Origin of the sequence: Pseudoalteromonas lipolytica (assembly GCF_003515105.1) — a bacterium.
Classification (GTDB): domain Bacteria; phylum Pseudomonadota; class Gammaproteobacteria; order Enterobacterales; family Alteromonadaceae; genus Pseudoalteromonas; species Pseudoalteromonas lipolytica.
Map to the genome: position 1 here is coordinate 331,675 of NZ_CP032090.1, position 23,326 is coordinate 355,000.

Consider the following 23,326-nt stretch of genomic DNA (forward strand, 5'->3'; position numbering starts at 1 on the left):
GTAACCAGTTTATATTTAGCATGGGACTTTAACCGTCGCTATTTTTTCGCCTTGAATGTCATGATAGTGTTTTTCACATAAATGATTATCCCAACCTCCTGAACTTCCTCCAAAAATAGGTGAGTGGCTGCTGCCACTGCCTATGGGAGTTTTAGATGAATGAGATAAATTTTGATCCAGTGCTTCTTCCAGGCAAGAAGAGATCTCCTTCACTCCCCTTTTAGTTAGCAGAGAGAGTGTATATCCTTCGAACTTCGTAAATAATGGATTTAATTCGACATCTAATCCCCTGAATTCTTTAATCCACTTTACATTAAAAACCACTTTATAACCTGTGCTGTCAGGTACATCAGAGTGGGTAGGTAAATCAACTATGGTATTGAAGTTGCGTGATACTTTTTTCCAGCTACCTTGATATGAAAACCCTAAAGCAAACAGCGAAAATCCCGTTGAATCCATTTTATCTGTCATGAAGGCAGATTCTGGGTTTTTAAAATCTCGATAAACTTTATCATTTAACTTCGTTTGTAATTCTGAAGCTGTTTTTCCGCCATATGCAGCATTAACTGCGCTTTTTATGTGTGAAGGACATGTCTCAGAGTTAGTTTCGCTTATTGACATGAAGTTATTCGTGGTGTCGGAAGAGCTGCTTACAGGTTGCTGCTTAATTTGCGCTTGAGCTTCTTTTATAAAAGTAGAAAAGTTTTTATCAGTTATTTTGACTTTGTTTATAACTGATAAATCATTACTTGCTGGTGAGATATTTTGACTATATTTCTCAAGGTTCAAAGCCGGTAGGCCTTGGTTTTTATAACTAATCAAAAAAACAAAGTGGTTATCGCTTTGTGTGTCTGCAATAATTACTTTTTTACTGTCGGCATAACACGCTTCATTTCCTAAAGTCATTTCGTGCTTTGGATTCGATGACTCACAACGCATGTGTGGTGACTCTTGATTTGCATAATACTTAGCTTCGTTATAACTGCAGTTTTCACATAAATGCAGAGTAATATCTTTTTCAATAGCACTTACAGTGTTACTTATAAGAGTTAAAAGTAAAAAATAAAAAAAGAATAGTTTCATCGTAGCTCCTTGCTTTGATTTAATCTTATGATGTTAACTTTGTGAGTGTGTTTTTATTATAAAAAAGTGAGCGCACTTTTATCTTGTCAATCAAATAAAGGTTGCTATCTCGTCCAGTGGCTTTTTCACTAAGGCATGCTCAGGCAGGGTTGCATCAGCACTCGGGTAGCCTGCGATAAGGAGCATATAAGGGCGTTCGTTATCTTTATCTCGACCACAAACCTCGGTTAAAAAGCTCATTGGTTTTGGCGTATGCGTTAGTGTGGCAAGTCCTGCTCTGTGCAGGGCTTGAATCAAAAAGCCTGTGGCAAGGCCGACAGATTCATGCACATAATAGTTGGTGTTTTTATCATCGGATGTAATACCGCCTTTCTTTTGACTGAATACAGCAATAAGCCAAGGGGCATGCTCAAGGTAGGGTTTACTGGCATCGGTGCCAAGTGGCTTTAGAGCGTTCAGCCATTCTTCGCCAGCACGGCCTTCGTAAAAGGAGCGTTCCAGTTTTTCTGCCGCATCACGAATTTGTTTTTTAACGTCATGACTGTGTATCGCAACAAAGTGCCAAGGTTGATGGTTTGCGCCACTCGGTGCAGTACCTGCGGCTTTAATACAGGTTGCAATTATTTCTTTTGGGACTGGGCGGTCACTAAAACTGCGAATACTGTGTCGTCGCTGACTCACGGCTAAAAATTCTTCTGCACGCTTGAGCATTTCGTCGTGAGGGTATTCAATAAAATCATTGAGTGGCTTATTTTTGTGTTCTTGCATGGCTTTTCGCTTCTTATCTGTTAATGATGTATCACATTATAGTTGTGTATGCAGGTTTCGGCGGTAGTCTTCTAACTCATTACTTAACCAGTCTTTTGATGTAAGTAACGTGCCATTGCTAAGTCTGACTTTATAGGGCTTACCGCTCCATGAACTTTTACTGGCGAGATTCTCTATAAACTTTTCGGCGGTTTTAGCGTAACGAGTTGCTTTACTGTATTTCATCGCCAAGTGCTCGGCGGCATCTTTACTTGAATGTTCGGTCCCGTTGCGAATAAAAATAGCATCGCTCTGCGCCACAAAATCTATTAAATGATTAATCTCTTGCTCTGCAGTGTTGGCATAACTTAATTGACTAACAGATAGTAACATCAGGCTCAGTAGCCAATATCCTTTGATCATTACTTTCATTGTGCTTCTTGCTCTATCGTGAGGGTTGCAATTATGGGGTTGTGATCTGAACTTTCAAGCTCAGGCACAACCGTTGTTTCTATTTTGACACCACGTACCCACACTTGGTCAAGTGCTAATCCAAATGCTTTGGTGCGTTTATCGTCTAAATAGATGGCTTCATGTAAACCAAGGTTTTTGAGTGTCTGTGTGACGAGTTGTTGTCTTTCATCACTCCAGGTGTTGAGGTCGCCAGCAAATATAATGGGGCCGGTGTGATGGCGCATAATGTCTGCGGCATCATCGAGTTGTTGTTTTAAGTCGCTAATGCCAAAGGTAAAGTTTATAGCGTGTAGGTTAACACTGAGTAATAACTGTTGATTTGGTAAGGCATATTCAACGATATTGGTCGCTTTTGGGCTGCGCAGCCACGGTTCTACATGCGTTAATGTACAGTGTACTGTAGCTGGCCAGCGGCTTAAGGTCATGACACCAGATTGCACGTTACCACTTTTATAGCCTTTGGCAAAACGCCAATAAGGCTTTAGATTGGTAAGGGTTGAGTCTTTAATGGCTTCTTGTAATAAGACAATATCTGCACTTTCATTGAGTGTGTTTAAGTCGTTGAGTAAGCCGTCAATTTGGGCTTTATAAATATTCCAACTGAGCAGTTCAAATTGATATGGCAATATATAGTGTCCCGCATAAGTTTGCAGACGGCTTTGTGCTAATTGTTGCTGGCAGCCAGCTAAATTAGCCGCCGTTTTTGTGAGCCCTTGTTGTTCATCAGAAAGTGGCTCACTTGAAAGACTGTGCCAAGATAATAAACTCAAAAACAATAAGTGCAGATACGATGCCATAATGCCCCTAAATTGCTGACCTAACCGTTAGTTGAAGACAACTTAAGTTTAGTTCAAAGTAAGCATGCTAAAAAAGAGATGCTTTTCTGGTACTCAATCACATATAAACACTGCGATGTTTTACTCATAACGCAGCGCATCAATTGGGTTTAAACGCGCAGCCTTAATAGCGGGCGCTAAACCAAACACAATACCAATCAATGAAGTAAAGCCAAACGACAGCATAATCGCCCAACCCGGTATGTAGGCTTCTGGCATGCTCGGCACTAATATTGAAATCAGTGCGGCAGCGCCATAACCAATCGCTAAACCAATTAAGCCGCCAAACAGCGATAGCACGACAGCTTCAACTAGAAATTGCAGCATGATAAAACCAGGTGTTGCCCCTAAGGCTTTTAAGGTGCCGATAACGCGGGTACGTTCCGTTACCGAAACCAGCATGATATTCATCACACCAATTCCACCGACGACTAGGCTTATACCTACAATTCCAGCGGTAATGGCAGTTGCGCTACCTGTAAATTTATCAACATTAGCACGGACTTTTTCCGCGGTCTCAAATTCAAAGTCGTCTTCATCACCGTCTTTTAATTTATGAAGTTGTCTGAGAATTCGACGAATTTTAGCCAACACTTGTGCTTCGTTAGCGTCGTCTTTTAAGCGGAACATCATTTGTACATTCGTATCAACGCTACCCCCTTCGAGGGCACTCATGGTGCTGATCGGAATATTAATATAATCGTCTTGATCAAAGCCAAGTAAGCTCCCTTGCTTTTCAGCAACACCAATAATGCGAAACCACTCACCGCCCAGTTTAATGTACTCGCCAACGGGGTTGTCGGGTAAGTTAAGCTTTTCAATTATCGATGGACCAATAAAAGCAACGCGACGGCGCTTTTCGTCATCTTCTGCGCGAATAAATCGGCCTAATTCAGGGTAGGTACGGTAGGCTCTTTGATAATCTTGTTCGGTGCCCATCACTCGTGACGAGTGGCTTTTGTTGCCATATTCAGCAGCGCCAGAAAATCGCCATGTAAACATTAATGCAGTGAAGGTTTCAGCCTCTTTTATTCGCGCCTTTAAGGTTAAGAAGTCGCTATAAGTAAGCTTGGCTTGCTGTCCCACCATTTCTTTTTCAACACTGGTATAGGGCTTTATATTAGTTACATCTGGAGACATATCAGCGAGTTGGTCATTAATTTGTTTGGTAAAACCCTGCATAACGGCCACCACAGTGACAACCGCAGCGACCCCAATGATGATCCCTAAACAGGTGAGGGCACTGCGCATGGCATTGGCTTTAATTGCCATGAGTGCCGCTTTACTTCCTTCCATTATTGCAATAGCAGATCTAAACATGCATCCTTGCTCCTTCACCTTTACGAGTGTCGCTCACCACTTTCCCATCGACGAGTCGAATAACGCGTTGACAATGGTCGGCAATATCTTGCTCGTGAGTCACTAAAATAATGGTGTGGCCTTCGTTATGTAATTCATCAAATAGGGCCATGATCTCGGTGGTCGTTTTGCTATCTAAGTTACCGGTTGGCTCATCACCAAGTAGAATGTGTGGCTTGGTTACGAGCGCGCGGGCAATGGCTACACGTTGTCGTTGACCGCCAGATAGCTGGCTAGATAAATGGTTCACTTTATCGCCAAGGCCAACACGCTGTAATGACTCAAGCGCTTTTTTTTTGCGTTCTTTCGCGGAGATAAAACGATAAACGAGCGGCTGCATAACATTTTCCAGTGCGGAAGCGCGGGGTAATAAGTTAAAACTTTGAAATATGAAACCCACGCTTTCATTGCGTTGATGAGCAAGCTCAGTTTCACTCATTTGTTTAACTAACTTATCTTTTAAATAGTAATCACCACTGGTTGGGGTATCTAAACAGCCAAGCAAATTCATTAAGGTTGATTTACCTGAACCCGATGGGCCGATGATGGCAACATACTCATTTTGTGCAATTTCGATATTGATGTCATCCAGGGCTTTGAAAACTTGCTCGCCCATTTTGTACTGTTTATTAATATTAGTCAGTTTGATTACCACAGACATCAGGATGCCCCTTTTACAAGGCTGTCTTTAATTGCCACGGTATCGCCATCTTTTAATGAACTAAGCGGTCTTGCAGGACCAATCACAATGCGCTCACCCACCGTTACACCCTGTGTTATCGCTTGCTCTATATCTGATGAAATTCCCACCTTAACAGGCGATTTAGTGACGGTGTTATCGGCGTTTAGCTTCCATACAAAGTAGGTATCGTCTTCCTTTTGAATTGCTTCAATGGGGAGTTTTAAACCATTTTCGGTAATGCTTGTGGCAATTTCAGCTCGGCAACTCATACCAGCATAAAGTTGACGCTCAGTGGCATCAAGCAGCACTTTGACTTTAAACGATAGCCCTTGTGAACCTGGTTGGTTTTTTGCTGAAGTGCCAATGTTTATGACTTTTCCTGTAAAGGGTTGATTAGGGTAGGCTGCGGCATAAATGTCGGCATGTTGATTTAACTTTATGCCAGCAATATCAGTTTCATCAACCCGTAACTCCGCTAAAATTGCACTGGGGTCGGCGACTAGCATTAGGTCTGAACCAATAATGTTTGTCGTACCGGCTATCACGGTCTCACCTTCTTTAATGTTGACAGAAGCGAGTAGCCCACTCATGGGTGCGCGAAACACACTTTTATTTAAACGGTCTTCGGCAATCAGCAACGACGCTTGTGCTTGATGATAGGCTTCACGTTTCGCTTCAATATCAATTTCGGCTAAATCACGCGCGTTTTGTAGGTTTTCATACACTTCTTGGCCTGCAAGCCCGACTTCATAGAGCTCTTTTTGTCGACTTAATTGTCGCTCAATATTTTTCAGGCGTGTTTCGCTGTGTTTAATATCAATCTCGGTTGCACGCAACACCGCTTTGTTTCGCGCCACCTCAGATTCAAATGCAGTGGTATCAAGGCGCATTAAAATATCGCCTTCGGTGACACTTTCACCTTCTTCAACAAATACCTTCGCAACCCGCCCAGTGACTTCTGAGCGTAACTGTACTTGGGTGTTAAATACCAGATTACCAGAGGCCAAAATTGAATCAGCAATACTACCTTGTTCAACGCTTGCTACATGCATTTCAGGCACTTTTTTGCTGTTTGTTATTTGCTTAGATATGAGTAATGCTGCAAATGCCGTGATAGCAAGGCCAATAATGATGGCTTTTTTCATGTTACTTCCTTGTGGGAGTAAGAGCGGCAATGCCGCTCATTTGATAGCTAGATGATTGCAATAACTGTCCAAATACCGTAGATCGCGATACTGGGTAGGGCAGCAAACAGGAGTGCTTTATTAAAGTTGAAGTTAGTCCAACACTTTAAACCGACTGCCGCTAGTACAATGCCCCAGATAGAGAAAATGTTTAGGCTTTCAAGCATGCTATAAAAAGGATGACCGACCTCAAGGCCGATGAGCAATTGATTGATTGAGGCATAATTAAAGAGGGTTGGTGAAAGCTGGTTGTTGCTGGCAGTTAAAACGAGGATCAATATACCCAAGCTTGAAATAACCATTGGCATCATGGTCCACACGCCAAACCCATACCACGCACCGTAGCTATAGTTAGCCTCTGGATCTTGCTTTGATACAAATAGGTAGTAACCCGCCATCAATGCATTAATAACAGCTAAGCCAATAATACCACCAAAGAGCGCAAACCATACCTGCATATCAAGCGTTTGCTCCATGCTTTGACGGATCATTTTTTGCTCAGCAATTGTGGCATCAACACTGGCTGCAGCGACTTGCTGATCGATTAAAAACTGAGGATCTGCTTTGTTATAAAAAGCGAGCATACTTGCCGCGAGCATGCCTGCAAGTAATATGAAAGCAACAAAAGACCAGCCTTTTGCCTCCTTCACTCCATTAAACGCTTTGCTTGGGCTGATAAAAATATCAACTAGTGCTGTCACTGCATTCGACGATTTCATTATTATTCCTTGTTAAGTAACATTTATTTTTAGGTACTAAAATACCCTGATTTATTATTAATTAGAAGTCTGATTTGTAACTATATGTTAACAGTTGTGAATAGGGAAATTGTGTTATTCTTTAAAGAGTAAGATAGGTGTAATAATCAAGATTAAGTAGGTATATATAGTGAATAACAATGTGCGTTGTATTGATGAATTAGTACTGGGATTTTGGCGCTTGCTAGATTGGCAAATATCACCACAGCAATGCTTAAGCTTTTTAGAGCAAGCCATTGAAGTAGGGGTTACACACACTGACCATGCTGATATTTATGGTGAATACGGCTGCGAAGCTGAATTTGGTAAAGCGTTACAATTAAAGCCGAGTATTCGTGATGAAATAAAAATAATCACTAAATGTGGAATTAAACCCGCATTTCCCAGTTTAGGCTTGCAAGGCAAAGCGAATCATTATGACTCGAGTGCAGCCCATATCATCGCATCCGCTCAGCAATCGCTTAAACACTTTAATACCGACCGATTAGATGTGTTATTGATACATCGCCCTGATTATTTAATGAATGCAGATGAAGTAGCTGAAGCATTCAATACTTTAAAAGCAAATGGTGATGTTATTGACTTTGGTGTTTCAAACTTCACGCCGTCACAACTCAGCTTATTGCAGTCTCGTTTAGACTTTGATTTAGTCACGAATCAAATAGAGTTTTCGCCTTATGAGATGAAAGCGCTTGATGATGGGACTTTGGATCAATGCCAATTACTTGATATTAAACCCATGCTTTGGTCACCTTTAGCGGGCGGGCGTTTATTTTCAAATGACGATGAAAAAGCAGTGCGTTTGCGTGCGGTGTTGGAGCAAGTTGGCAACGAAATTGGAGCCAGCTCTATCGATCAAGTTGTGTATACTTGGTTACTCATGCACCCAAGTTTGCCATCGGTAGTATTGGGTACAGGCAACATTGCCCGGGTTAAATCAGCCGTCGCAGCGAAAGAATTCACGATGAATCGTGAGCAATGGTATCGTATTTGGCAAGGCTCTACAGGCCACAGTGTGCCATAATTTTAAAGTGCGCTTTAACGAGAAAAGGGCCTTTCGGCCCTTCGTGTTGCAGCAAGTAACACATTCTTTTTTAAAGCGTAAAGTCAACTGCGTAAGCGACATACACTTTTACATCAGAGCCATCAATGTCTGTGTCAGACACGCCAAATGTAAAGCCGTCTTTTGACACAGAAACACCGTAGTCAATGATATTATCATCACCAATGAAATCGCCTGAGTAATGACCCAGATGAAGAGCCATTTCTGCACCGGTACTGCCAACTGGGAAGCTATAGTCAGCATTTAAGTATAAAGAATCTCCAAAATCTGTACCGTCACCGCTGGCTGCTGATGTAGCAAGGATTGCAGCACCAAAAGTGAAACTACCCATGCTGATGCTACCGTAGATCTCTGAAAAGTCAGCGTCAGTATAAGATGCTGCATCAGGGTAAGCATAATAAATGTAGCCAACATCGTAGCTAAATGTTTCATTGATATCACCGCCAAAACCTGCATAAAGGTCTAGCTCGTAAGTCATGTCGTCAACCCAGCTGGCATTCGATACCCAAGTACCTGCGTAAAAGCCAGATTCACTTGCGTAATCAATACCGCCCTGAATTGCAGCATCACCCCCAGTTTGCTCTTGACCACGCCATAAATAGTTTGAAGTAGCCGCAGCGTTTGCTGTTACTTCTGCATAACTATATGTTGAGCTCAAAGTTAATAGCGCAATGGCGCTTGCTACGACCGTTTTTTTTAGTTTTAGCATGTTTCTCGTATCCTGTTGTTATGTTGATTTGCCCCATTTCAGATTGCAGTCTGGTTATTATTTGAGGACAGTTTTTATGTGTTGTCTGGATACGATGTAGCACTGGTTGTGCCAAGTTAATTCTGAAAGGGATATTTTATGTTTAACTGCTTTAAAAACAGCCTTTTAAGCGTGTTATTTTTTAAAGTTTAGATTTATTTGAATTGTTCATGCGCACACCTGTGGTGCAAAAAATAACCCGGTTGCACAATCGCGAAGCAACCAGGTTTTTCTTGTTTGATAGAGACTTAGCCAAAAATGGCACGCATTAGGCTGATTGTTTCTTCAACGCTACGGCCTTTTTCAACTTCGCTAACGATAGAGTCTCGTTTTGCTTTTATATGCTCGGGGATATCGTCACTTGCAAGCGCGCGGTCTACTAAAATCTCAGCAGACTCTTTGCCGCGACGCACGGTTTTTTTGCCTGCAGAACTGCCCGTGCTCTTCGGTTTGCTAAGCAGTTTAATGTAGTTAGAGTTATCAGCCGTGGTGTTATCGGCATAATAGAAAAAGCACGGTAGTAACGCTTTTATCTCAATAAGTGATTGTTCATGATCATTTGCTGCAGCAGCCATTTTAAACCAAGGCATGCTATGAATTGCTGTAACCACGTCTTGCCAATAACGTTCAAAATCACGGTTGTTTAATTTAGGAACTCCCAACGAAGCACAAAGCGCATCAAGCTTACTATTTGTAATAGGCGTAAATACATCTGGGCGGCGCATTGCTAATAAGCGTGTTGCAGGCGCAAGAGTTGGTTTCTCTTCGCTGCCTGTAAAGGCCATAAAGTAAGCAACCATAAAATGTTGATAGTGTTCTTGTGTCACATCGCCTTCTAGGGGAATGTGCGCTAGGGCTTCGTCAAAAGCCGCAGGCAGGTCGCTCAACATTTGATGGAACCCTTTGGCGCTTTTGGTTGAAGCAAACCATTCAACATCAAAGTTATAGCTACTTGGGTCAAGAGAAGCCGTGTGTTTGCCTGCAAAAGCCAAGCGGTCTTCTGGAATCATTTCTTTTAAAGTTTGTGATTTAATTGCGCCAATGTAGTTTGCTAAACGTAATTGCTCATCAAGCGCAATGAGCTCTTTATGTTGCTCAATAAAGCCAGTAACAACAGGCCAAGGTGCAACGCGCAGCGTTTTCAATTGCAAGAAGCTAATGGCAGAGATCAGTAAGTCGTGAAGTTTTTTTAATGTCGGTAACTGCTTATCTTCTAATAAATCATAGTTAATACGATCGCGGCTTGCACTGAGTAGCTCATAGCACCAACCTAAAAAGTCTTCTGGGTGGTTGTCTACTTTCACGGCCATTAGGTTGAGGCTTAGCTCTGAAGATTGCTTGAGAATATTTTGATAAATTTGACTTTCTTGCTCGCTAAGCGCCATTTTTGACGGTGAAATAAGCAGTTTCTTCATGCCTTGTAGACTCTCCAGTTTGATATATTTTTTAGTCACTTTATTTTAGCTTAAATAAGCTAACAGCAACAGGGGCGTGCATCATACCGAAGAATACAGGGGATGCAATCTTGATAAGTTAAATCTGCACAAGATTGCATTTAAAGGCGTTAATCTGCTTCGTCTAGTGAAAATAATTGCTCGACAGTTGTATTAAACTGCCGGGCTATCTTTAATGCAATGATCACTGAAGGCGTAAAGCGAGACGTTTCGACCGTACTAATTGTTTTACGTGAAACAGCGATAGCATCGGCTAGCTCTTGTTGCGAAAGCCCTGCGGCTTTGCGATATTTTGCAATATGATTTTGCACTATTGCTCCTAGTCTCTACTTTGCCAAAGAATTGAGATGCCATATATTAAACTCATTTCAGCCAGGTAAAAGGTAGCCATCATGCTATGAGAAACATCTAAAGCTAACTCATCAGACAATAAATACACCGCACCCATACTAAAGAGTAAACCAAGTACAACATGTTTATAGGCAATGGTGTCAATCGTATTTAAAAACTCATCTTTATAAGTAAGGCGATATTTCATTTTCCATGTAAATCCACCTCTTATCACAAACATACAGAATGATCCCAGAAAAGCAGCACTGCCTAAAAACAACAAGGGGGCCGATGTTTGATTAAGCGCAGGGTAAACACTGATAATGAGTAGAGTGATCCCCATAAACACTGAAAACCATGCATTTTGGCTCATAAATTTCTCTTCCGTTTGGATATCTTGCTTTGACATAAATCTTCCTTTTAATTTTAATTGTAACCTCTAGGTATCAATGTAACCTTTGGGTATCATCTAGTCAACTATTTAATGTAACCTAAAGGTTTCAAAATATTTCAGCGACGATTCATATTTGTCTACCTAAGCTTGCTGAATAGCCTTTTTATTTGTTTAGCAATGATTTTCGGCTTAACACCCGCTATGATATGAACAATGTTTGCCCATTTTTAAGGATGATTATGAAAACCTTACTAAAGATTATTGGTGTCATATTCGTATTACTAATTGCCTTAGTAATCGCCGCACCGTTTCTTATCCCAACTGATGCAATCTTTAACAAAGTCTCGCAGCAAGTTGAACAAACGACGGGTCGAAGCCTCACCATTAACGGTGATAAAAAACTGTCGGTTTTCCCTTCGTTGAAGCTTGAACTGAATGATGTGCATTTTGCTAATATGCAAACGGGTTCACAAAAAGACATGGCAAGCATGCAACAGTTGGCCATTCATATTCCCTGGATGTCGCTTTTCGGTGGTGAGTTTAAACTTGATAAGTTCGTTATCAACGAGCCAACAATTTTGTTAGAAACTGATAAAAATGGCAAAGCTAACTGGCAGTTGTTTGATGGCGTAGCCGAACAACCAGAGACTGAGCAACAAAAGAGCTCAGGAGCTGTAAATTTGCCTGATAACTTTGATATTCAGTTAGGTGAAGTGGCAATTTATGGCGGAACCTTCACGTATCTAGATGGTAAAACGGGCGCAAAACAACAGATCAGTGACTTAGAGCTGGCTATTTTACTCCCATCACTGCGTAAAACATTAGAGCTTAGAGGCGGGATTACCTATATGGGGGAGCGCTTTGAACTTGATGTAACCCTTGATACACCCGTGAAAGTGATTGAAGGAGCGACTTTTAATGTTAGTACAGAGGTTGATTCACGTTTGGTGGATATGACTTTTAAAGGTGCGATTGCTGAAATGGGTCAAGATGTACAAGGTCAATTGTCTATCAGTGGTGATTCGGTTAAAAATATTGCTAATTGGCAAGGTGTGGACTTAAATGCCAAAGACAATGCTTTTAATGCCTTTAATGTTAAAGGGGCCATGCATCTACAAGGTGACAAATTCAAACTAACAGAGCTTTTGGCAACATTAGATGAATTACAAATCAAAGGTAAAAGCGACATTAATCTTGGTAATCGTTTAGCGGTCAATGCGGATATTGATTTAGGCATGCTCGACTTAAATCCGTACCTTCCAGAAGGCGTTGCAAAAGAGGCACAACCTTTACCTGCAGAAGATGCACCCGCTCAGCCTATCGTATGGGATGATACTAAAATTGATTTAAGTGGTTTAAATGCCTTGGATGCGAGTGTAGTTGTTCGCTCAAGTGGTCTAAGAGCCAAGAAGATCACACTCGGTGAGAACCAATTCACTGTAAACCTTAAAAATGCTGTAGCGAAAGTAAGCCTAGACAAATTTGTTGCTTATGAGGGCAATGGTAAAGGTGTTATTACACTCAATGCAAAGCAAGCTCCTTATACAATCTCAACTAACTTCGCTTTAGATAAAATAGATGCGCAGCCATTATTAACTGACGCAGCAGGTTTTGATAAGTTAATGGGTAAAGGTTCATTAAACTGGAATTTAACGACAACGGGTCAAAGCCAGAAAAGCTTTATTAATGCGTTGAATGGTAAATTAGCATTTGAATTTGCAGATGGGGCAGTTAAAGGCGCAAACATTGCTGAAATGGTCCGTAAAGCAAAAGAGCTAATCAAAGGTAACATAGGGGCCGTATCAGAAGGTCTTGATACAGGCTTCGATAACTCTGAGCAAACAGATTTCTCAGCGTTAACAGGCAGCTTTAATTTCACTAATGGGGTGGGTGAAAACCGTGACTTGTCATTATTAAGCCCGCTTATTCGAATTTCGGGGGCTGGTAAGGTGGATTTACCGATGACCAACGTTGATTATCGTCTCGTGACAGGCATCGTTGATTCAATTGAAGGGCAAGGTACTACAGATGACAGCACAGGCTTTAAAATTCCACTGCGTATTAAAGGCCCATTCCATGATGTGGGTTATAGCCTCGATGTGAGTGATGCGGCCAAAGAAGAAGTGAAAGAAAAAGCGAAAGATAAAATAAAAGATAAGCTTAAAGGCTTATTTGGAAATTAATAAAAATTTAATTTAATCCTTAAAGCAGGGCGCATCGGCGCCCTGTTTGTTTTATAATCAATAACAAACCAGTCAACGGTTGTAAGCCCACCTTGATATAGCGACCCTTTATTATAAATTAATTAAAAAATAACCTACCACTTCATTGCTATTGCTGATACAATTGCCCGCCCTTAAGAGACAACTCGTGTGTTTTTTGAGTGGAATTTAACCGAAATGTCTTGATTTTAAACAAAATTAAGGCGTGTTGTAATATCTACACCGGAGGTCATTAACATGATCCAAATGCAAACTCAGCTGGACGTTGCTGATAACAGCGGCGCTCGCAAAGTGCAGTGTATTAAAGTCCTTGGCGGTTCGCACCGTCGCTATGCAGCGGTTGGCGATATCATCAAAGTTTCTGTAAAAGAAGCGATTCCTCGCGGTAAAGTGAAGAAAGGTGATGTTAAAAACGCAGTAGTTGTGCGTACTAAAAAAGGCGTTCGTCGTCCGGACGGTTCTTTGATCCGTTTCGATAGCAATGCGGCTGTTATCTTAAATGATAACTTACAGCCAATTGGTACTCGTATCTTCGGCCCTGTGACTCGTGAACTTCGTACTGAAAAGTTCATGAAAATCGTTTCACTAGCACCAGAAGTACTATAAGGAGTCTATCATGGCAGCAAAAATCCGTCGTGATGACGAAGTAATCGTACTAGCCGGTAAAGACAAAGGTAAGCGCGGTAAAGTGCTTTCAGTTGTTACTGAGTCTGGTCGAGTATTTGTCGAAGGCATCAACTTAATCAAGAAGCACCAAAAGCCTGTTCCTCAGTTGAACCAAGCTGGCGGTATTGTTGAGAAAGAAGCGTCTATCGACGTATCAAACGTTGCGATCTACAACTCGGAAACGGGTAAAGCAGATCGTGTAGGTTTCAAGATTGAAGATGGTAAGAAATTACGTATCTTTAAATCTACTGGTAAAACTATCTAATAGTTGGAGTAGAATGATGGCGAAACTGCATGAAGTATATAAAGACAAAGTAGTGGCTGAACTTCAAGAGAAGTTTGGTTTCAGCTCTGTCATGCAAGTCCCTCAGATCGAAAAGATCACATTAAACATGGGTGTGGGCGAAGCTCTAGCTGACAAGAAGATCCTAGATAATGCTGTTGCAGATCTAGAAGCAATCTCTGGTCAGAAACCTCTAATCACTAAAGCACGCAAATCTGTTGCTGGCTTCAAAGTGCGTGAAGGTTACCCAATTGGTTGTAAAGTAACCCTACGTGGCGAGCGTATGTGGGACTTTTTTGAGCGTTTGGTTTCAATCGCTATCCCACGTATCCGTGACTTCCGTGGTGTAAGTGCTAAGTCTTTTGATGGACGTGGTAACTACAGCATGGGCGTACGTGAGCAAATCATCTTCCCAGAAATTGATTATGATAAAGTAGACCGTGTACGCGGTATGGATATCACTATCACTACTTCTGCGAAAACAGATGAGGAAGGCCGTGCGTTGTTAGAAGCGTTTAACTTCCCATTTAAGAAATAAGGGTAGGGTTATGGCAAAGAATTCTATGAAAGCGCGCGAAGCAAAGCGCACTAAATTAGTTGCTCAGTATGCTGAAAAGCGTGCTGCACTAAAAGCTATCATCAGTGATGTGAAAACATCTGACGATGATCGTTGGGACGCGGTATTAAAGCTACAAGCTTTACCACGTGATTCTAGCTCTTCACGTCAACGTAATCGTTGTAACGTTACGGGCCGCCCACATGGTTACCTTCGCAAATTCGGCATGAGCCGTATTAAAGTTCGCGAAGCAGCTATGCGCGGTGAAATTCCTGGCCTTAAAAAGGCTAGCTGGTAATAGTATCACGGGAGTAAGACTATGAGCTTGCAAGATCCTATTGCGGATTTGTTTACACGTATCCGTAACGGTCAGTCAGCGAAGAAAGTATCAGTAACGATGCCAACTTCAAAACTGAAAGTAGCAGTAGCTAAAGTATTAAAAGATGAAGGTTATATCGCAGATTACGCTGTAAGCGGTGAAGCGAAGCCTGAGCTAGCAATCGAATTAAAATATTTCGAAGGCAAAGCTGTTATTGAAAATATCCAGCGTGTTAGCCGCCCTGGTCTACGTATCTATAAGAAACGTGACGAATTACCTAAGGTAATGGGTGGTCTTGGTATCGCTATCGTATCAACTTCTAAAGGCCTAATGACAGACCGCGCAGCACGTAGTGCCGGCGTTGGTGGTGAGATCATTGGCTTTGTAGCTTAATCGGAGGGGAACTATGTCTCGCATAGCAAAGGCACCAATCAATGTTCCTGCCGGTGTAGAAGTTACATTAAAAGGCCAGGACATCACAGTTAAAGGCAAAAACGGTGAATTAACTCGCACTATCAACGATGCTGTTGAAGTACAAGTTAACGACAACGTTATTACAACTTTACCTCGTGAAGGCGTAGTCAATGCATGGGCTCAAGCAGGTACTGCTCGCGCTCTAATCAACAATATGATTGTTGGTACGCATGAAGGTTACGAGAAGAAGCTTCAGTTAGTAGGTGTTGGTTACCGTGCAGCGGCTAAGGGCAAAGTTTTAGACTTAACTCTTGGTTTCTCACACCCAGTGAATTTCGAAGTACCTGAAGGTATTACGATTGAAACACCAAGCCAAACAGAAGTTCTAGTTAAGGGCGTAGACAAGCAGTTAGTTGGTCAAACAGCTGCTAACATCCGTGCATACCGTAAACCTGAGCCTTATAAAGGTAAAGGTGTTCGTTACGCGGACGAGAATGTACGCCGTAAAGAGGCTAAGAAGAAGTAAGGTAAGACGATGGATAAAAAAACAGCTCGTCTACGTCGTGCTAAGCGCACTCGTAGAAATTACATTGAACAAGGCACAACGCGTCTTGTTATCCACCGCACGCCACGTCACATTTACGCTCAAGTAGTTACTGCTGAGGGTACTGTACTGGCTGCTGCTTCTACTGTTGAAAAAGCAATTAGCGAAACAGTTAAAGGCACAGGTAACGTAGCAGCTGCTCAAGCAGTTGGTAAAGCGGTTGCTGAACGTGCAGCTGACAAAGGCATCGAAAAGATTGCTTTTGATCGCAGTGGCTTTAAATATCACGGCCGTGTGAAGGCGCTTGCTGATGCAGCGCGTGAAGCCGGTTTGCAATTCTAGGAGTAGACAATGGCTAACGTAGAAGCAAAGCAACAACAGCCTGATTTGGCTGAAAAGCTAATCGCGGTAAACCGTGTGTCTAAAGTGGTTAAAGGTGGTCGTATCTTTAGCTTCACTGCACTAACTGTAGTTGGTGACGGCGCAGGTAAAGTAGGTTTCGGTTATGGTAAAGCACGTGAAGTTCCAGCTGCTATTCAAAAAGCAATGGAAAAAGCACGTCGTAACATGATCAGTGTAGACCTAAACGGTAACACGCTACAGCACCCAATCAAGGGTCGCCACGCGGGTTCTAAAGTATACATGCAGCCTGCTTCAGAAGGTACAGGTATCATCGCCGGTGGTGCGATGCGTGCAGTACTAGAAGTAACTGGTGTACAGAACGTATTGTCAAAAGCATACGGTTCAACTAACCCGATCAATATCGTTCGTGCAACGATTGCAGCTCTAGAGAACATGAACTCTCCAGAGTCAATCGCTGCTAAACGTGGTCTTAGCGTAGACGAAATCACGGGGTAAACCATGGCTAATAAAACTGTTAAAGTAACACAAGTAAAGAGCTCTATCGGTCGTTTACCGAAGCATAAAGCTACATTACGCGGTCTTGGTTTACGTCGTATCAATCACACTGTTGAGTTAGAAGACACAGCATGTGTGCGTGGTATGATTAACCAAGTTTCTTACATGGTAAAGGTTGAGGGTTAATTCGATGCGTTTGAATACACTTTCACCTGCTGCTGGTGCAAAAACTGAAAAGAAACGTCTAGGTCGTGGTATTGGTTCTGGTCTTGGTAAGACTGGTGGCCGTGGTCATAAAGGCCAAAAATCACGTTCTGGCGGTAAAGTACGCGTTGGTTTTGAAGGCGGTCAAATGCCTATGCAACGTCGTCTACCTAAATTTGGTTTCACTTCACGTAAATCATTAGTATCTACTGAAGTAAACCTTTTTGAAATCGCTAAAGTTGAAGGCGATGTAGTAGACGTAAACGCGTTACAAGCAGCTGGTCTAGTTAAAAAGAACATCCAGTTCGTTAAAGTAGTAAAATCTGGCGAAGTTTCACGCGCAGTTACCGTTAAAGGTCTTAAAGTGACCAAAGGTGCTCGCGAAGCTATCGAAGCTGCCGGAGGCAAGGTAGAAGACTAAGGAAGTACTAATGGCTAAACCAGGTCAAGATATGAAAAGTGCACAAAGTGGGCTTTCGGAATTGAAGCGTCGATTACTATTTGTATTAGGTGCTATCATTATTTACCGTCTAGGTTCATTCGTGCCGATCCCTGGGATTGACGCCGCTGTACTTGCCGATTTCTTCGAGCAACAAAAGGGCACCATTGTTGAAATGTTTAACATGTTCAGCGGTGGTGCGCTTGAGCGCGCTTCAGTGTTGGCACTGGGTATTATGCCGTATATCTCGGCTTCGATTATTACGCAACTATTAACGCATATGTATCCGCCGTTTATAGAGCTTAAGAAAGAAGGCGAGCAAGGGCGTAAGAAAATCAGCCAGTATACACGCTATGGCACGCTTGTGCTTGCTACTATCCAATCAATCGGTATTGCCACAAGCTTACCGGGTATGATGGACGGGTTAGTTGTTAACCCTGGTATCGGTTTCTACTTCACTGCTGTAGTGAGTTTAGTTACCGGTACTATGTTCCTTATGTGGTTGGGCGAGCAAATTACAGAACGCGGTATCGGTAACGGTATTTCAGTTCTGATTTTTGTTGGTATCGTAGCAAACCTGCCGTCTGCTATTGGTTCGACAGCCGAAATGGCGCGCCAAGGTGATCTGAATGTACTTGTACTGTTATTGATTGCTGTAATCGTATTCGCTGTTACTTACCTCGTTGTATTCTTCGAGCGTGGTCAACGTCGTATCGTCGTTAACTATGCTAAGCGTCAACAAGGTCGTCAGGTATTTGCTGCTCAAAGCACGCACTTACCGCTGAAAGTAAACATGGCGGGTGTTATTCCACCAATCTTTGCTAGCAGTATAATTCTGTTCCCTGGTACAATTGCAAGCTGGTTCGGCCAGGGTGAAGGTCCGGTCGCTGATGTGCTACAAGCAATCGCTACAACATTGACTCCAGGTCAACCGTTATATGCGATGGTTTTAGCTGCGGCTATTATCTTCTTCTGCTTTTTCTACACCGCGTTGGTATTTAACCCGCGTGAAACAGCAGATAACCTGAAAAAATCTGGCGCATTTATCCCAGGTATTCGTCCAGGTGAGCAGACATCTAAATACATTGATAAAGTGATGACACGCCTGACATTGGCAGGTGCTTTGTATATAACCTTTATCTGTCTGGTGCCCGAATTCATGACTATGGCATGGCAAACGCCATTCTATTTCGGCGGTACATCAATTTTGATTATCGTTGTTGTAATCATGGACTTTATGGCACAAGTACAGACGCATCTGATGTCACATCAGTATGATTCTGTGCTGAAAAAAGCAAACCTTAAAGGCTACGGCCGATAAGGTCAGTTTACGGAGTTGAGCAATGAAAGTACGTGCTTCCGTTAAGAAAATATGCCGTAACTGTAAAGTTATTAAACGTGCTGGTGTAGTACGCGTAATTTGCAGTGAGCCTAAGCATAAGCAAAGGCAAGGCTAATTAAACAGTCGTGCAGGCTGAGTTATTTACTCGGCCTGTGTTTTTAGTTGTGATTTGGTCTTCGTTTGAGTATCCTTACGGGCTTTTCAAACAGATGATAACCAAATTCAAATATAGGAGATGTGTTAGTGGCCCGTATCGCTGGCATTAACGTCCCTGATCATAAACATGCAGTTATCGGTTTAACTGCTATTTATGGCATAGGTAAGACTCGCTCTAAGGCTATCTTAGCAGCGACTGGTATCGCCGAGACCACAAAAATCGGTGAGCTTTCAGACGAAACACTTGACGTATTGCGTGAAGCAGTTGGCAAGTACACTGTAGAAGGTGACCTTCGTCGTGAAGTTACATTAAATATCAAGCGCCTTATGGACCTTGGTTGTTTCCGTGGCCTACGTCACCGTCGTTCGTTACCACTACGTGGTCAACGTACTAAGACTAACGCGCGTACTCGTAAGGGTCCTCGCAAGCCTATCAAGAAATAAGGTGGGGTAGATTATGGCTAAAGCACCAATTCGTCGTAAGAAGGTTAAAAAGCAAGTTGCTGATGGTATGGCTCATGTTCATGCTTCTTTCAACAACACTATTGTAACAATTACCGACCGTCAAGGTAATGCACTATCATGGGCTACTGCCGGTGGTTCAGGTTTCCGTGGTTCACGTAAATCTACTCCATTTGCTGCTCAGGTTGCTGCAGAGCGTGCAGGTACTGCTGCTCAAGAATACGGTTTAAAAAATCTAGAAGTTTTCATTAAAGGTCCAGGTCCAGGTCGTGAATCTGCTGTACGTGCTTTGAATGCTGCTGGTTACCGTATCACCAACATCACTGACGTGACGCCAATCCCTCATAATGGTTGTCGTCCACCGAAGAAACGTCGCGTTTAACAATAGGTTAGGAGAAATAACATGGCAAGATATTTGGGCCCTAAGCTCAAGCTGAGTCGTCGTGAAGGTACTGACCTGTTCCTTAAGAGCGGCGTAAGAGCTATCGACTCTAAGTGTAAACTTGAGACTGCACCTGGTCAGCACGGCGCTCGTAAAGGTCGCTTATCTGATTACGGTTTACAGTTACGTGAAAAGCAAAAAGTACGTCGTATCTACGGTGTATTAGAAAAGCAATTCCGTAACTACTACAAAGAAGCTGCTCGCCTTAAAGGTAATACAGGTGAAAACTTGTTACAGCTTTTAGAGCAACGTTTAGACAATGTTGTATATCGCATGGGTTTTGCTAGCACACGTGCAGAAGCACGTCAGTTAGTTAGCCACAAAGCGATCTTAGTTAATGGTCGTGTTGTGAATATTCCTTCATACGTAATTACACCAGAAGATACTGTTGTAATTCGTGAGAAGTCTAAAACACAAGCACGTATCATCGCTGCTCTAGAGTTGGCTGAGCAACGTGAAAAGCCGACTTGGGTTGAAGTTGACGGTAAGAAAATGGAAGGTAGCTTCAAGCGCCTACCTGAGCGTTCAGATCTGTCTGCGGACATTAACGAACAACTAATCGTCGAACTTTACTCTAAGTAAAGTTAAGAGTTAAGAGAGGATAAAATGCAGGGTTCTGTTACCGAATTCCTAAAACCAAGGTTAGTCGATATCGACGCTATCAACCCAACGCGTTCTAAAGTAGTTTTAGAACCATTAGAGCGTGGCTTCGGTCATACTCTGGGTAATGCCTTACGCCGTATACTGTTATCATCTATGCCTGGATGTGCAGTAACTGAAGTAGAAATCGACGGTGTATTGCATGAGTACAGCGCGAAAGAGGGCGTACAAGAAGACATCATTGAAATTCTGTTAAACCTTAAAGGTCTAGCAGTAACTTTAGAAGGCAAAGATGAAGTTTTTCTGACCCTGACTAAATCTGGTGTAGGCCCTGTGACTGCGGCTGATATTCAGCACGATGGTGATGTAACTATCGCCAACCCAGATCACGTTATCTGTCACTTAACGACAGATAGCAGCGAGATCAGCATGCGTATTCGTGTTGAGCGCGGTCGCGGTTATGTGCCGGCATCTAGTCGTTTATCCTCTGATGACGATGAGCGTCCAATTGGTCGATTGCTGCTTGATGCATCATTCAGCCCAGTTGAACGTATTGCGTACTCGGTTGAATCAGCCCGTGTTGAGCAACGTACAGACTTAGACAAGTTAATCATTGATATGGAAACGAACGGCACTTTAGATCCTGAAGAAGCGATCCGCCGTGCGTCTACTATCTTAGCTGAGCAATTAGATGCATTCGTAGATTTACGTGATGTAACTGAGCCAGAAGAGAAAGAAGAGAAGCCAGAATTCGATCCTATTCTACTTCGTCCAGTTGATGATCTTGAACTAACAGTACGTTCAGCAAACTGTTTGAAAGCCGAGCAAATTCAATATATCGGTGATTTAGTTCAGCGCACTGAAGTTGAGCTTCTTAAAACGCCTAACTTAGGTAAGAAGTCTCTAACTGAAATTAAAGACGTGCTAGCTTCACGTGGTCTATCTCTAGGTATGCGCCTAGAAAATTGGCCGCCTGCAAGCCTAGCTGAATAATCTAAATCACTATATTAGTTTAGTTAGAAGGATAGGGTCATGCGCCATCGTAAGAGTGGTCGTCAATTAAACCGTAACAGCAGCCATCGCAAAGCGATGTTCAGCAACATGGCTGGTTCTTTGGTGAAACATGAAATCATCAAAACAACTTTGCCTAAAGCGAAAGAGTTGCGCCGTGTAATTGAACCTTTAATCACACTGGCTAAGACTGACAGTGTAGCAAACCGCCGTTTAGCGTTTGCTCGCACGCGTGATAATGAAGTAGTTGGCAAATTGTTCAGCGAAATCGGTCCTCGTAATACAGACCGTCCAGGTGGTTACACTCGTATTCTTAAGTGTGGCTTCCGTGCTGGTGACAATGCACCAATGGCTTATATTGAACTAGTTGGTCGCCCAGCGACAAACGAAGAAGTTCAAGAAGACGCACAGTCTGCAGAGTAAGTCGTAAAGACACCAAAAAGCCGAGCTTATGCTCGGCTTTTTACTTTCTTGGTATGCGATCTATTGCCATCTAATTTCTCAGTAAATTGTGGTCAGGTATCTTATAAACAGCAGCCCCCTCTTTTTTAGGCACGTTTCGTCCACTCTATTCTTTTCACCAGCAGATTGTTTTCGACAGTTAGCTCTTTTAGACATTCGATAACGCTTACCATTTATTATTAATAGCCACATTTCTGCTTGGTACTTATTTTAATCCGCAATAATACTTAATCATTTTGAGTCATTAAACCAGTCGCTAGCTGCGTTAAAAATGTCTGATTTACGACTGCATAGATGCAGGAGGTAGAGCAATGCAGGAGCAATTGCCGAGAACACCTCAATAACGACATTTTTTTGCCTTGTTATTAACGCGGTTTTATTGCCTCAAAGTAGACCACTTAATTAAGCACAATGGTATAAAAATGAGATCAAGGCGAGTAATGAATCTTTACCATTAGAACAATCATCGGCTTTAAAGTTTAGTCTGTTTAATGGTCTTATTTATAGAGCGTTGAGCTCGCTAAGTCGTATTACAACGATCAGTAAATAGCAGAAGCTCATGGTAGTGAATAGATTAGTTTTGATGAACTTATCATTGTCGATACTTATAACGATATAGAACGTGTAACTACATCGAACACGTAACTAAATCGAACATACGCAAGAATGGCCTATTACCAGAATACTGTATCAGCTAGATGTGATGATATACATTTTCACGATTTGAATTTTAGTTGAGCCCTTATTACAAACTTAATGATGCAGTTTTATTTGGTTTGGTTAAGACATGCAAGTATAGAATGATTTCGCTGAGTCAAAGAGTGTTAAACCAACTAGTGTGTTGGTACGTTCGGTCAAAAAACACATACCCTCAATTAAATAGTGCGAGGAGTTTGCAAGTAGTGTGGTTGAACTAAGGTACCTTTCGCCTGAACATAACATTCCATTAAGCAGAATATAAATCGACACAATATGAAGTGTATAGTGTTGGGAGCAGCTAGCATTCATGAGAACAATAAAACTGATGGAAGCTACTTCGGCACTTTCTATCATGAGCCCTTTTAGTGTCTTTAGCTCGTGAGCGCTACTAATATAAAGTGTTAATGTTCTAAACAGTGTTTAAGCTTGGGTTATTTTGCGTACTTTGTCGGTTATTTAGATCTGCAGCGACAGCTATAAAACCTCAATCTGTGTGTTTATCTTTTATCGGTTTCTACATATCTCTGTTCAAATT

Annotated in this window: 31 protein-coding genes; 19 read left to right on the forward strand and 12 right to left on the reverse strand. The window is 42.2% G+C overall.

Annotation, left to right across the window (positions count from 1 at the left end; all coding sequences use genetic code 11):
* Positions 1-15: 15 nt before the first annotated feature.
* The 8 genes from D0907_RS01520 to D0907_RS01555 all read right to left on the reverse strand — a co-directional run bounded on the left by D0907_RS01520 (position 16) and on the right by D0907_RS01555 (position 7,084).
* Positions 16-1,083 carry a hypothetical protein gene (locus D0907_RS01520; RefSeq protein ID WP_118843934.1) on the reverse strand — a complete coding sequence of 356 codons (1,068 nt, stop codon included), beginning with the start codon at positions 1,081-1,083 and terminating at the stop codon, positions 16-18.
* A gap of 90 nt (positions 1,084-1,173) precedes the next feature.
* A complete protein-coding gene (locus D0907_RS01525; protein ID WP_074989825.1) occupies positions 1,174-1,851 on the reverse strand; it encodes a nitroreductase family protein in 678 nt (225 codons plus the stop codon).
* A gap of 36 nt (positions 1,852-1,887) precedes the next feature.
* Positions 1,888-2,262 (reverse strand): YfeK family protein, encoded by a 375-nt coding sequence (locus tag D0907_RS01530; protein ID WP_036974056.1) that lies wholly within the window; start codon positions 2,260-2,262, stop codon positions 1,888-1,890.
* On the reverse strand, positions 2,259-3,101 hold the full coding sequence (locus D0907_RS01535; RefSeq protein ID WP_118843935.1) for an endonuclease/exonuclease/phosphatase family protein: 843 nt from the start codon (positions 3,099-3,101) through the stop codon (positions 2,259-2,261). The genes D0907_RS01530 and D0907_RS01535 overlap by 4 nt, the downstream gene beginning before the upstream one ends.
* 120 nt (positions 3,102-3,221) lie before the next feature.
* Entirely contained in the window at positions 3,222-4,460 is a 1,239-nt protein-coding gene (locus D0907_RS01540) for an ABC transporter permease (protein WP_036974052.1), read from the reverse strand.
* Entirely contained in the window at positions 4,453-5,160 is a 708-nt protein-coding gene (locus D0907_RS01545) for an ABC transporter ATP-binding protein (RefSeq protein WP_118843936.1), read from the reverse strand. Before D0907_RS01545 ends, D0907_RS01540 begins: the two co-directional genes overlap by 8 nt.
* Entirely contained in the window at positions 5,160-6,326 is a 1,167-nt protein-coding gene (locus D0907_RS01550) for an efflux RND transporter periplasmic adaptor subunit (RefSeq protein ID WP_036974048.1), read from the reverse strand. Before D0907_RS01550 ends, D0907_RS01545 begins: the two co-directional genes overlap by 1 nt.
* Positions 6,327-6,373: 47 nt before the next feature.
* Positions 6,374-7,084, reverse strand: a complete 711-nt coding sequence (locus D0907_RS01555) for a YIP1 family protein (protein WP_118843937.1) — start codon at positions 7,082-7,084, stop codon at positions 6,374-6,376.
* Between the two features lie 169 nt (positions 7,085-7,253).
* On the opposite strand from D0907_RS01555, the gene D0907_RS01560 reads away from it, so the two are divergent.
* Positions 7,254-8,147 carry an aldo/keto reductase gene (locus D0907_RS01560; RefSeq protein WP_036974044.1) on the forward strand — a complete coding sequence of 298 codons (894 nt, stop codon included), beginning with the start codon at positions 7,254-7,256 and terminating at the stop codon, positions 8,145-8,147.
* A 70-nt stretch (positions 8,148-8,217) separates the two neighbouring features.
* Here D0907_RS01560 and D0907_RS01565 read toward each other — a convergent pair whose 3' ends face one another.
* The 4 genes from D0907_RS01565 to D0907_RS01580 all read right to left on the reverse strand — a co-directional run bounded on the left by D0907_RS01565 (position 8,218) and on the right by D0907_RS01580 (position 11,127).
* On the reverse strand, positions 8,218-8,895 hold the full coding sequence (locus D0907_RS01565; RefSeq protein ID WP_118843938.1) for a TorF family putative porin: 678 nt from the start codon (positions 8,893-8,895) through the stop codon (positions 8,218-8,220).
* Positions 8,896-9,182: 287 nt separating this feature from the next.
* Entirely contained in the window at positions 9,183-10,349 is a 1,167-nt protein-coding gene (locus D0907_RS01570; protein WP_036974040.1) for a hypothetical protein, read from the reverse strand.
* A gap of 149 nt (positions 10,350-10,498) precedes the next feature.
* Complete coding sequence (locus D0907_RS01575; RefSeq protein ID WP_036974038.1) at positions 10,499-10,699, reverse strand: helix-turn-helix transcriptional regulator; 201 nt, start codon at positions 10,697-10,699, stop codon at positions 10,499-10,501.
* A gap of 8 nt (positions 10,700-10,707) precedes the next feature.
* Positions 10,708-11,127, reverse strand: a complete 420-nt coding sequence (locus tag D0907_RS01580) for a hypothetical protein (protein WP_036974036.1) — start codon at positions 11,125-11,127, stop codon at positions 10,708-10,710.
* A gap of 224 nt (positions 11,128-11,351) precedes the next feature.
* Between D0907_RS01580 and D0907_RS01585 the strand changes: the two genes are divergently transcribed.
* From D0907_RS01585 to rplQ, 18 genes are all read left to right on the forward strand, one after another.
* The gene (locus D0907_RS01585) at positions 11,352-13,295 is read left to right on the forward strand and encodes an AsmA family protein (protein ID WP_118843939.1); all 1,944 of its coding nucleotides are present in this window, start codon (positions 11,352-11,354) and stop codon (positions 13,293-13,295) included.
* 276 nt (positions 13,296-13,571) lie between these two features.
* A complete protein-coding gene (rplN, locus tag D0907_RS01590) occupies positions 13,572-13,940 on the forward strand; it encodes a 50S ribosomal protein L14 (protein ID WP_010378257.1) in 369 nt (122 codons plus the stop codon).
* Positions 13,941-13,950: 10 nt separating this feature from the next.
* A complete protein-coding gene (gene rplX, locus D0907_RS01595; protein WP_036974032.1) occupies positions 13,951-14,265 on the forward strand; it encodes a 50S ribosomal protein L24 in 315 nt (104 codons plus the stop codon).
* A gap of 16 nt (positions 14,266-14,281) precedes the next feature.
* A complete protein-coding gene (gene rplE / locus D0907_RS01600) occupies positions 14,282-14,821 on the forward strand; it encodes a 50S ribosomal protein L5 (RefSeq protein ID WP_036974030.1) in 540 nt (179 codons plus the stop codon).
* Between the two features lie 10 nt (positions 14,822-14,831).
* Entirely contained in the window at positions 14,832-15,137 is a 306-nt protein-coding gene (rpsN, locus tag D0907_RS01605; protein WP_036974028.1) for a 30S ribosomal protein S14, read from the forward strand.
* Positions 15,138-15,158: 21 nt separating this feature from the next.
* On the forward strand, positions 15,159-15,551 hold the full coding sequence (gene rpsH, locus D0907_RS01610) for a 30S ribosomal protein S8 (RefSeq protein ID WP_036974026.1): 393 nt from the start codon (positions 15,159-15,161) through the stop codon (positions 15,549-15,551).
* Positions 15,552-15,564: 13 nt separating this feature from the next.
* The gene (rplF, locus tag D0907_RS01615; protein ID WP_036974024.1) at positions 15,565-16,098 is read left to right on the forward strand and encodes a 50S ribosomal protein L6; all 534 of its coding nucleotides are present in this window, start codon (positions 15,565-15,567) and stop codon (positions 16,096-16,098) included.
* Between the two features lie 9 nt (positions 16,099-16,107).
* Positions 16,108-16,458 carry a 50S ribosomal protein L18 gene (gene rplR / locus D0907_RS01620; protein WP_036974021.1) on the forward strand — a complete coding sequence of 117 codons (351 nt, stop codon included), beginning with the start codon at positions 16,108-16,110 and terminating at the stop codon, positions 16,456-16,458.
* Between the two features lie 9 nt (positions 16,459-16,467).
* Positions 16,468-16,974 carry a 30S ribosomal protein S5 gene (gene rpsE / locus D0907_RS01625; RefSeq protein WP_036974018.1) on the forward strand — a complete coding sequence of 169 codons (507 nt, stop codon included), beginning with the start codon at positions 16,468-16,470 and terminating at the stop codon, positions 16,972-16,974.
* A 3-nt stretch (positions 16,975-16,977) separates the two neighbouring features.
* A complete protein-coding gene (rpmD, locus tag D0907_RS01630; RefSeq protein WP_016710201.1) occupies positions 16,978-17,160 on the forward strand; it encodes a 50S ribosomal protein L30 in 183 nt (60 codons plus the stop codon).
* A gap of 4 nt (positions 17,161-17,164) precedes the next feature.
* Positions 17,165-17,599 carry a 50S ribosomal protein L15 gene (rplO, locus tag D0907_RS01635; protein WP_036974015.1) on the forward strand — a complete coding sequence of 145 codons (435 nt, stop codon included), beginning with the start codon at positions 17,165-17,167 and terminating at the stop codon, positions 17,597-17,599.
* A gap of 10 nt (positions 17,600-17,609) precedes the next feature.
* Complete coding sequence (secY, locus tag D0907_RS01640) at positions 17,610-18,938, forward strand: preprotein translocase subunit SecY (protein ID WP_036974013.1); 1,329 nt, start codon at positions 17,610-17,612, stop codon at positions 18,936-18,938.
* A gap of 22 nt (positions 18,939-18,960) precedes the next feature.
* Positions 18,961-19,074 (forward strand): 50S ribosomal protein L36, encoded by a 114-nt coding sequence (gene rpmJ, locus D0907_RS01645; RefSeq protein ID WP_002959476.1) that lies wholly within the window; start codon positions 18,961-18,963, stop codon positions 19,072-19,074.
* A gap of 128 nt (positions 19,075-19,202) precedes the next feature.
* Positions 19,203-19,559 (forward strand): 30S ribosomal protein S13, encoded by a 357-nt coding sequence (gene rpsM / locus D0907_RS01650; protein WP_036974011.1) that lies wholly within the window; start codon positions 19,203-19,205, stop codon positions 19,557-19,559.
* A gap of 13 nt (positions 19,560-19,572) precedes the next feature.
* Entirely contained in the window at positions 19,573-19,959 is a 387-nt protein-coding gene (gene rpsK / locus D0907_RS01655; RefSeq protein WP_036974009.1) for a 30S ribosomal protein S11, read from the forward strand.
* A 21-nt stretch (positions 19,960-19,980) separates the two neighbouring features.
* Positions 19,981-20,601 carry a 30S ribosomal protein S4 gene (rpsD, locus tag D0907_RS01660; RefSeq protein WP_036974007.1) on the forward strand — a complete coding sequence of 207 codons (621 nt, stop codon included), beginning with the start codon at positions 19,981-19,983 and terminating at the stop codon, positions 20,599-20,601.
* A gap of 24 nt (positions 20,602-20,625) precedes the next feature.
* Positions 20,626-21,612: a DNA-directed RNA polymerase subunit alpha gene (locus D0907_RS01665; RefSeq protein ID WP_004589198.1), complete on the forward strand. Its 987-nt coding sequence runs from the start codon at positions 20,626-20,628 to the stop codon at positions 21,610-21,612.
* 39 nt (positions 21,613-21,651) lie between these two features.
* The gene (gene rplQ / locus D0907_RS01670; protein WP_004589197.1) at positions 21,652-22,053 is read left to right on the forward strand and encodes a 50S ribosomal protein L17; all 402 of its coding nucleotides are present in this window, start codon (positions 21,652-21,654) and stop codon (positions 22,051-22,053) included.
* Positions 22,054-23,326 lie beyond the last annotated feature (1,273 nt).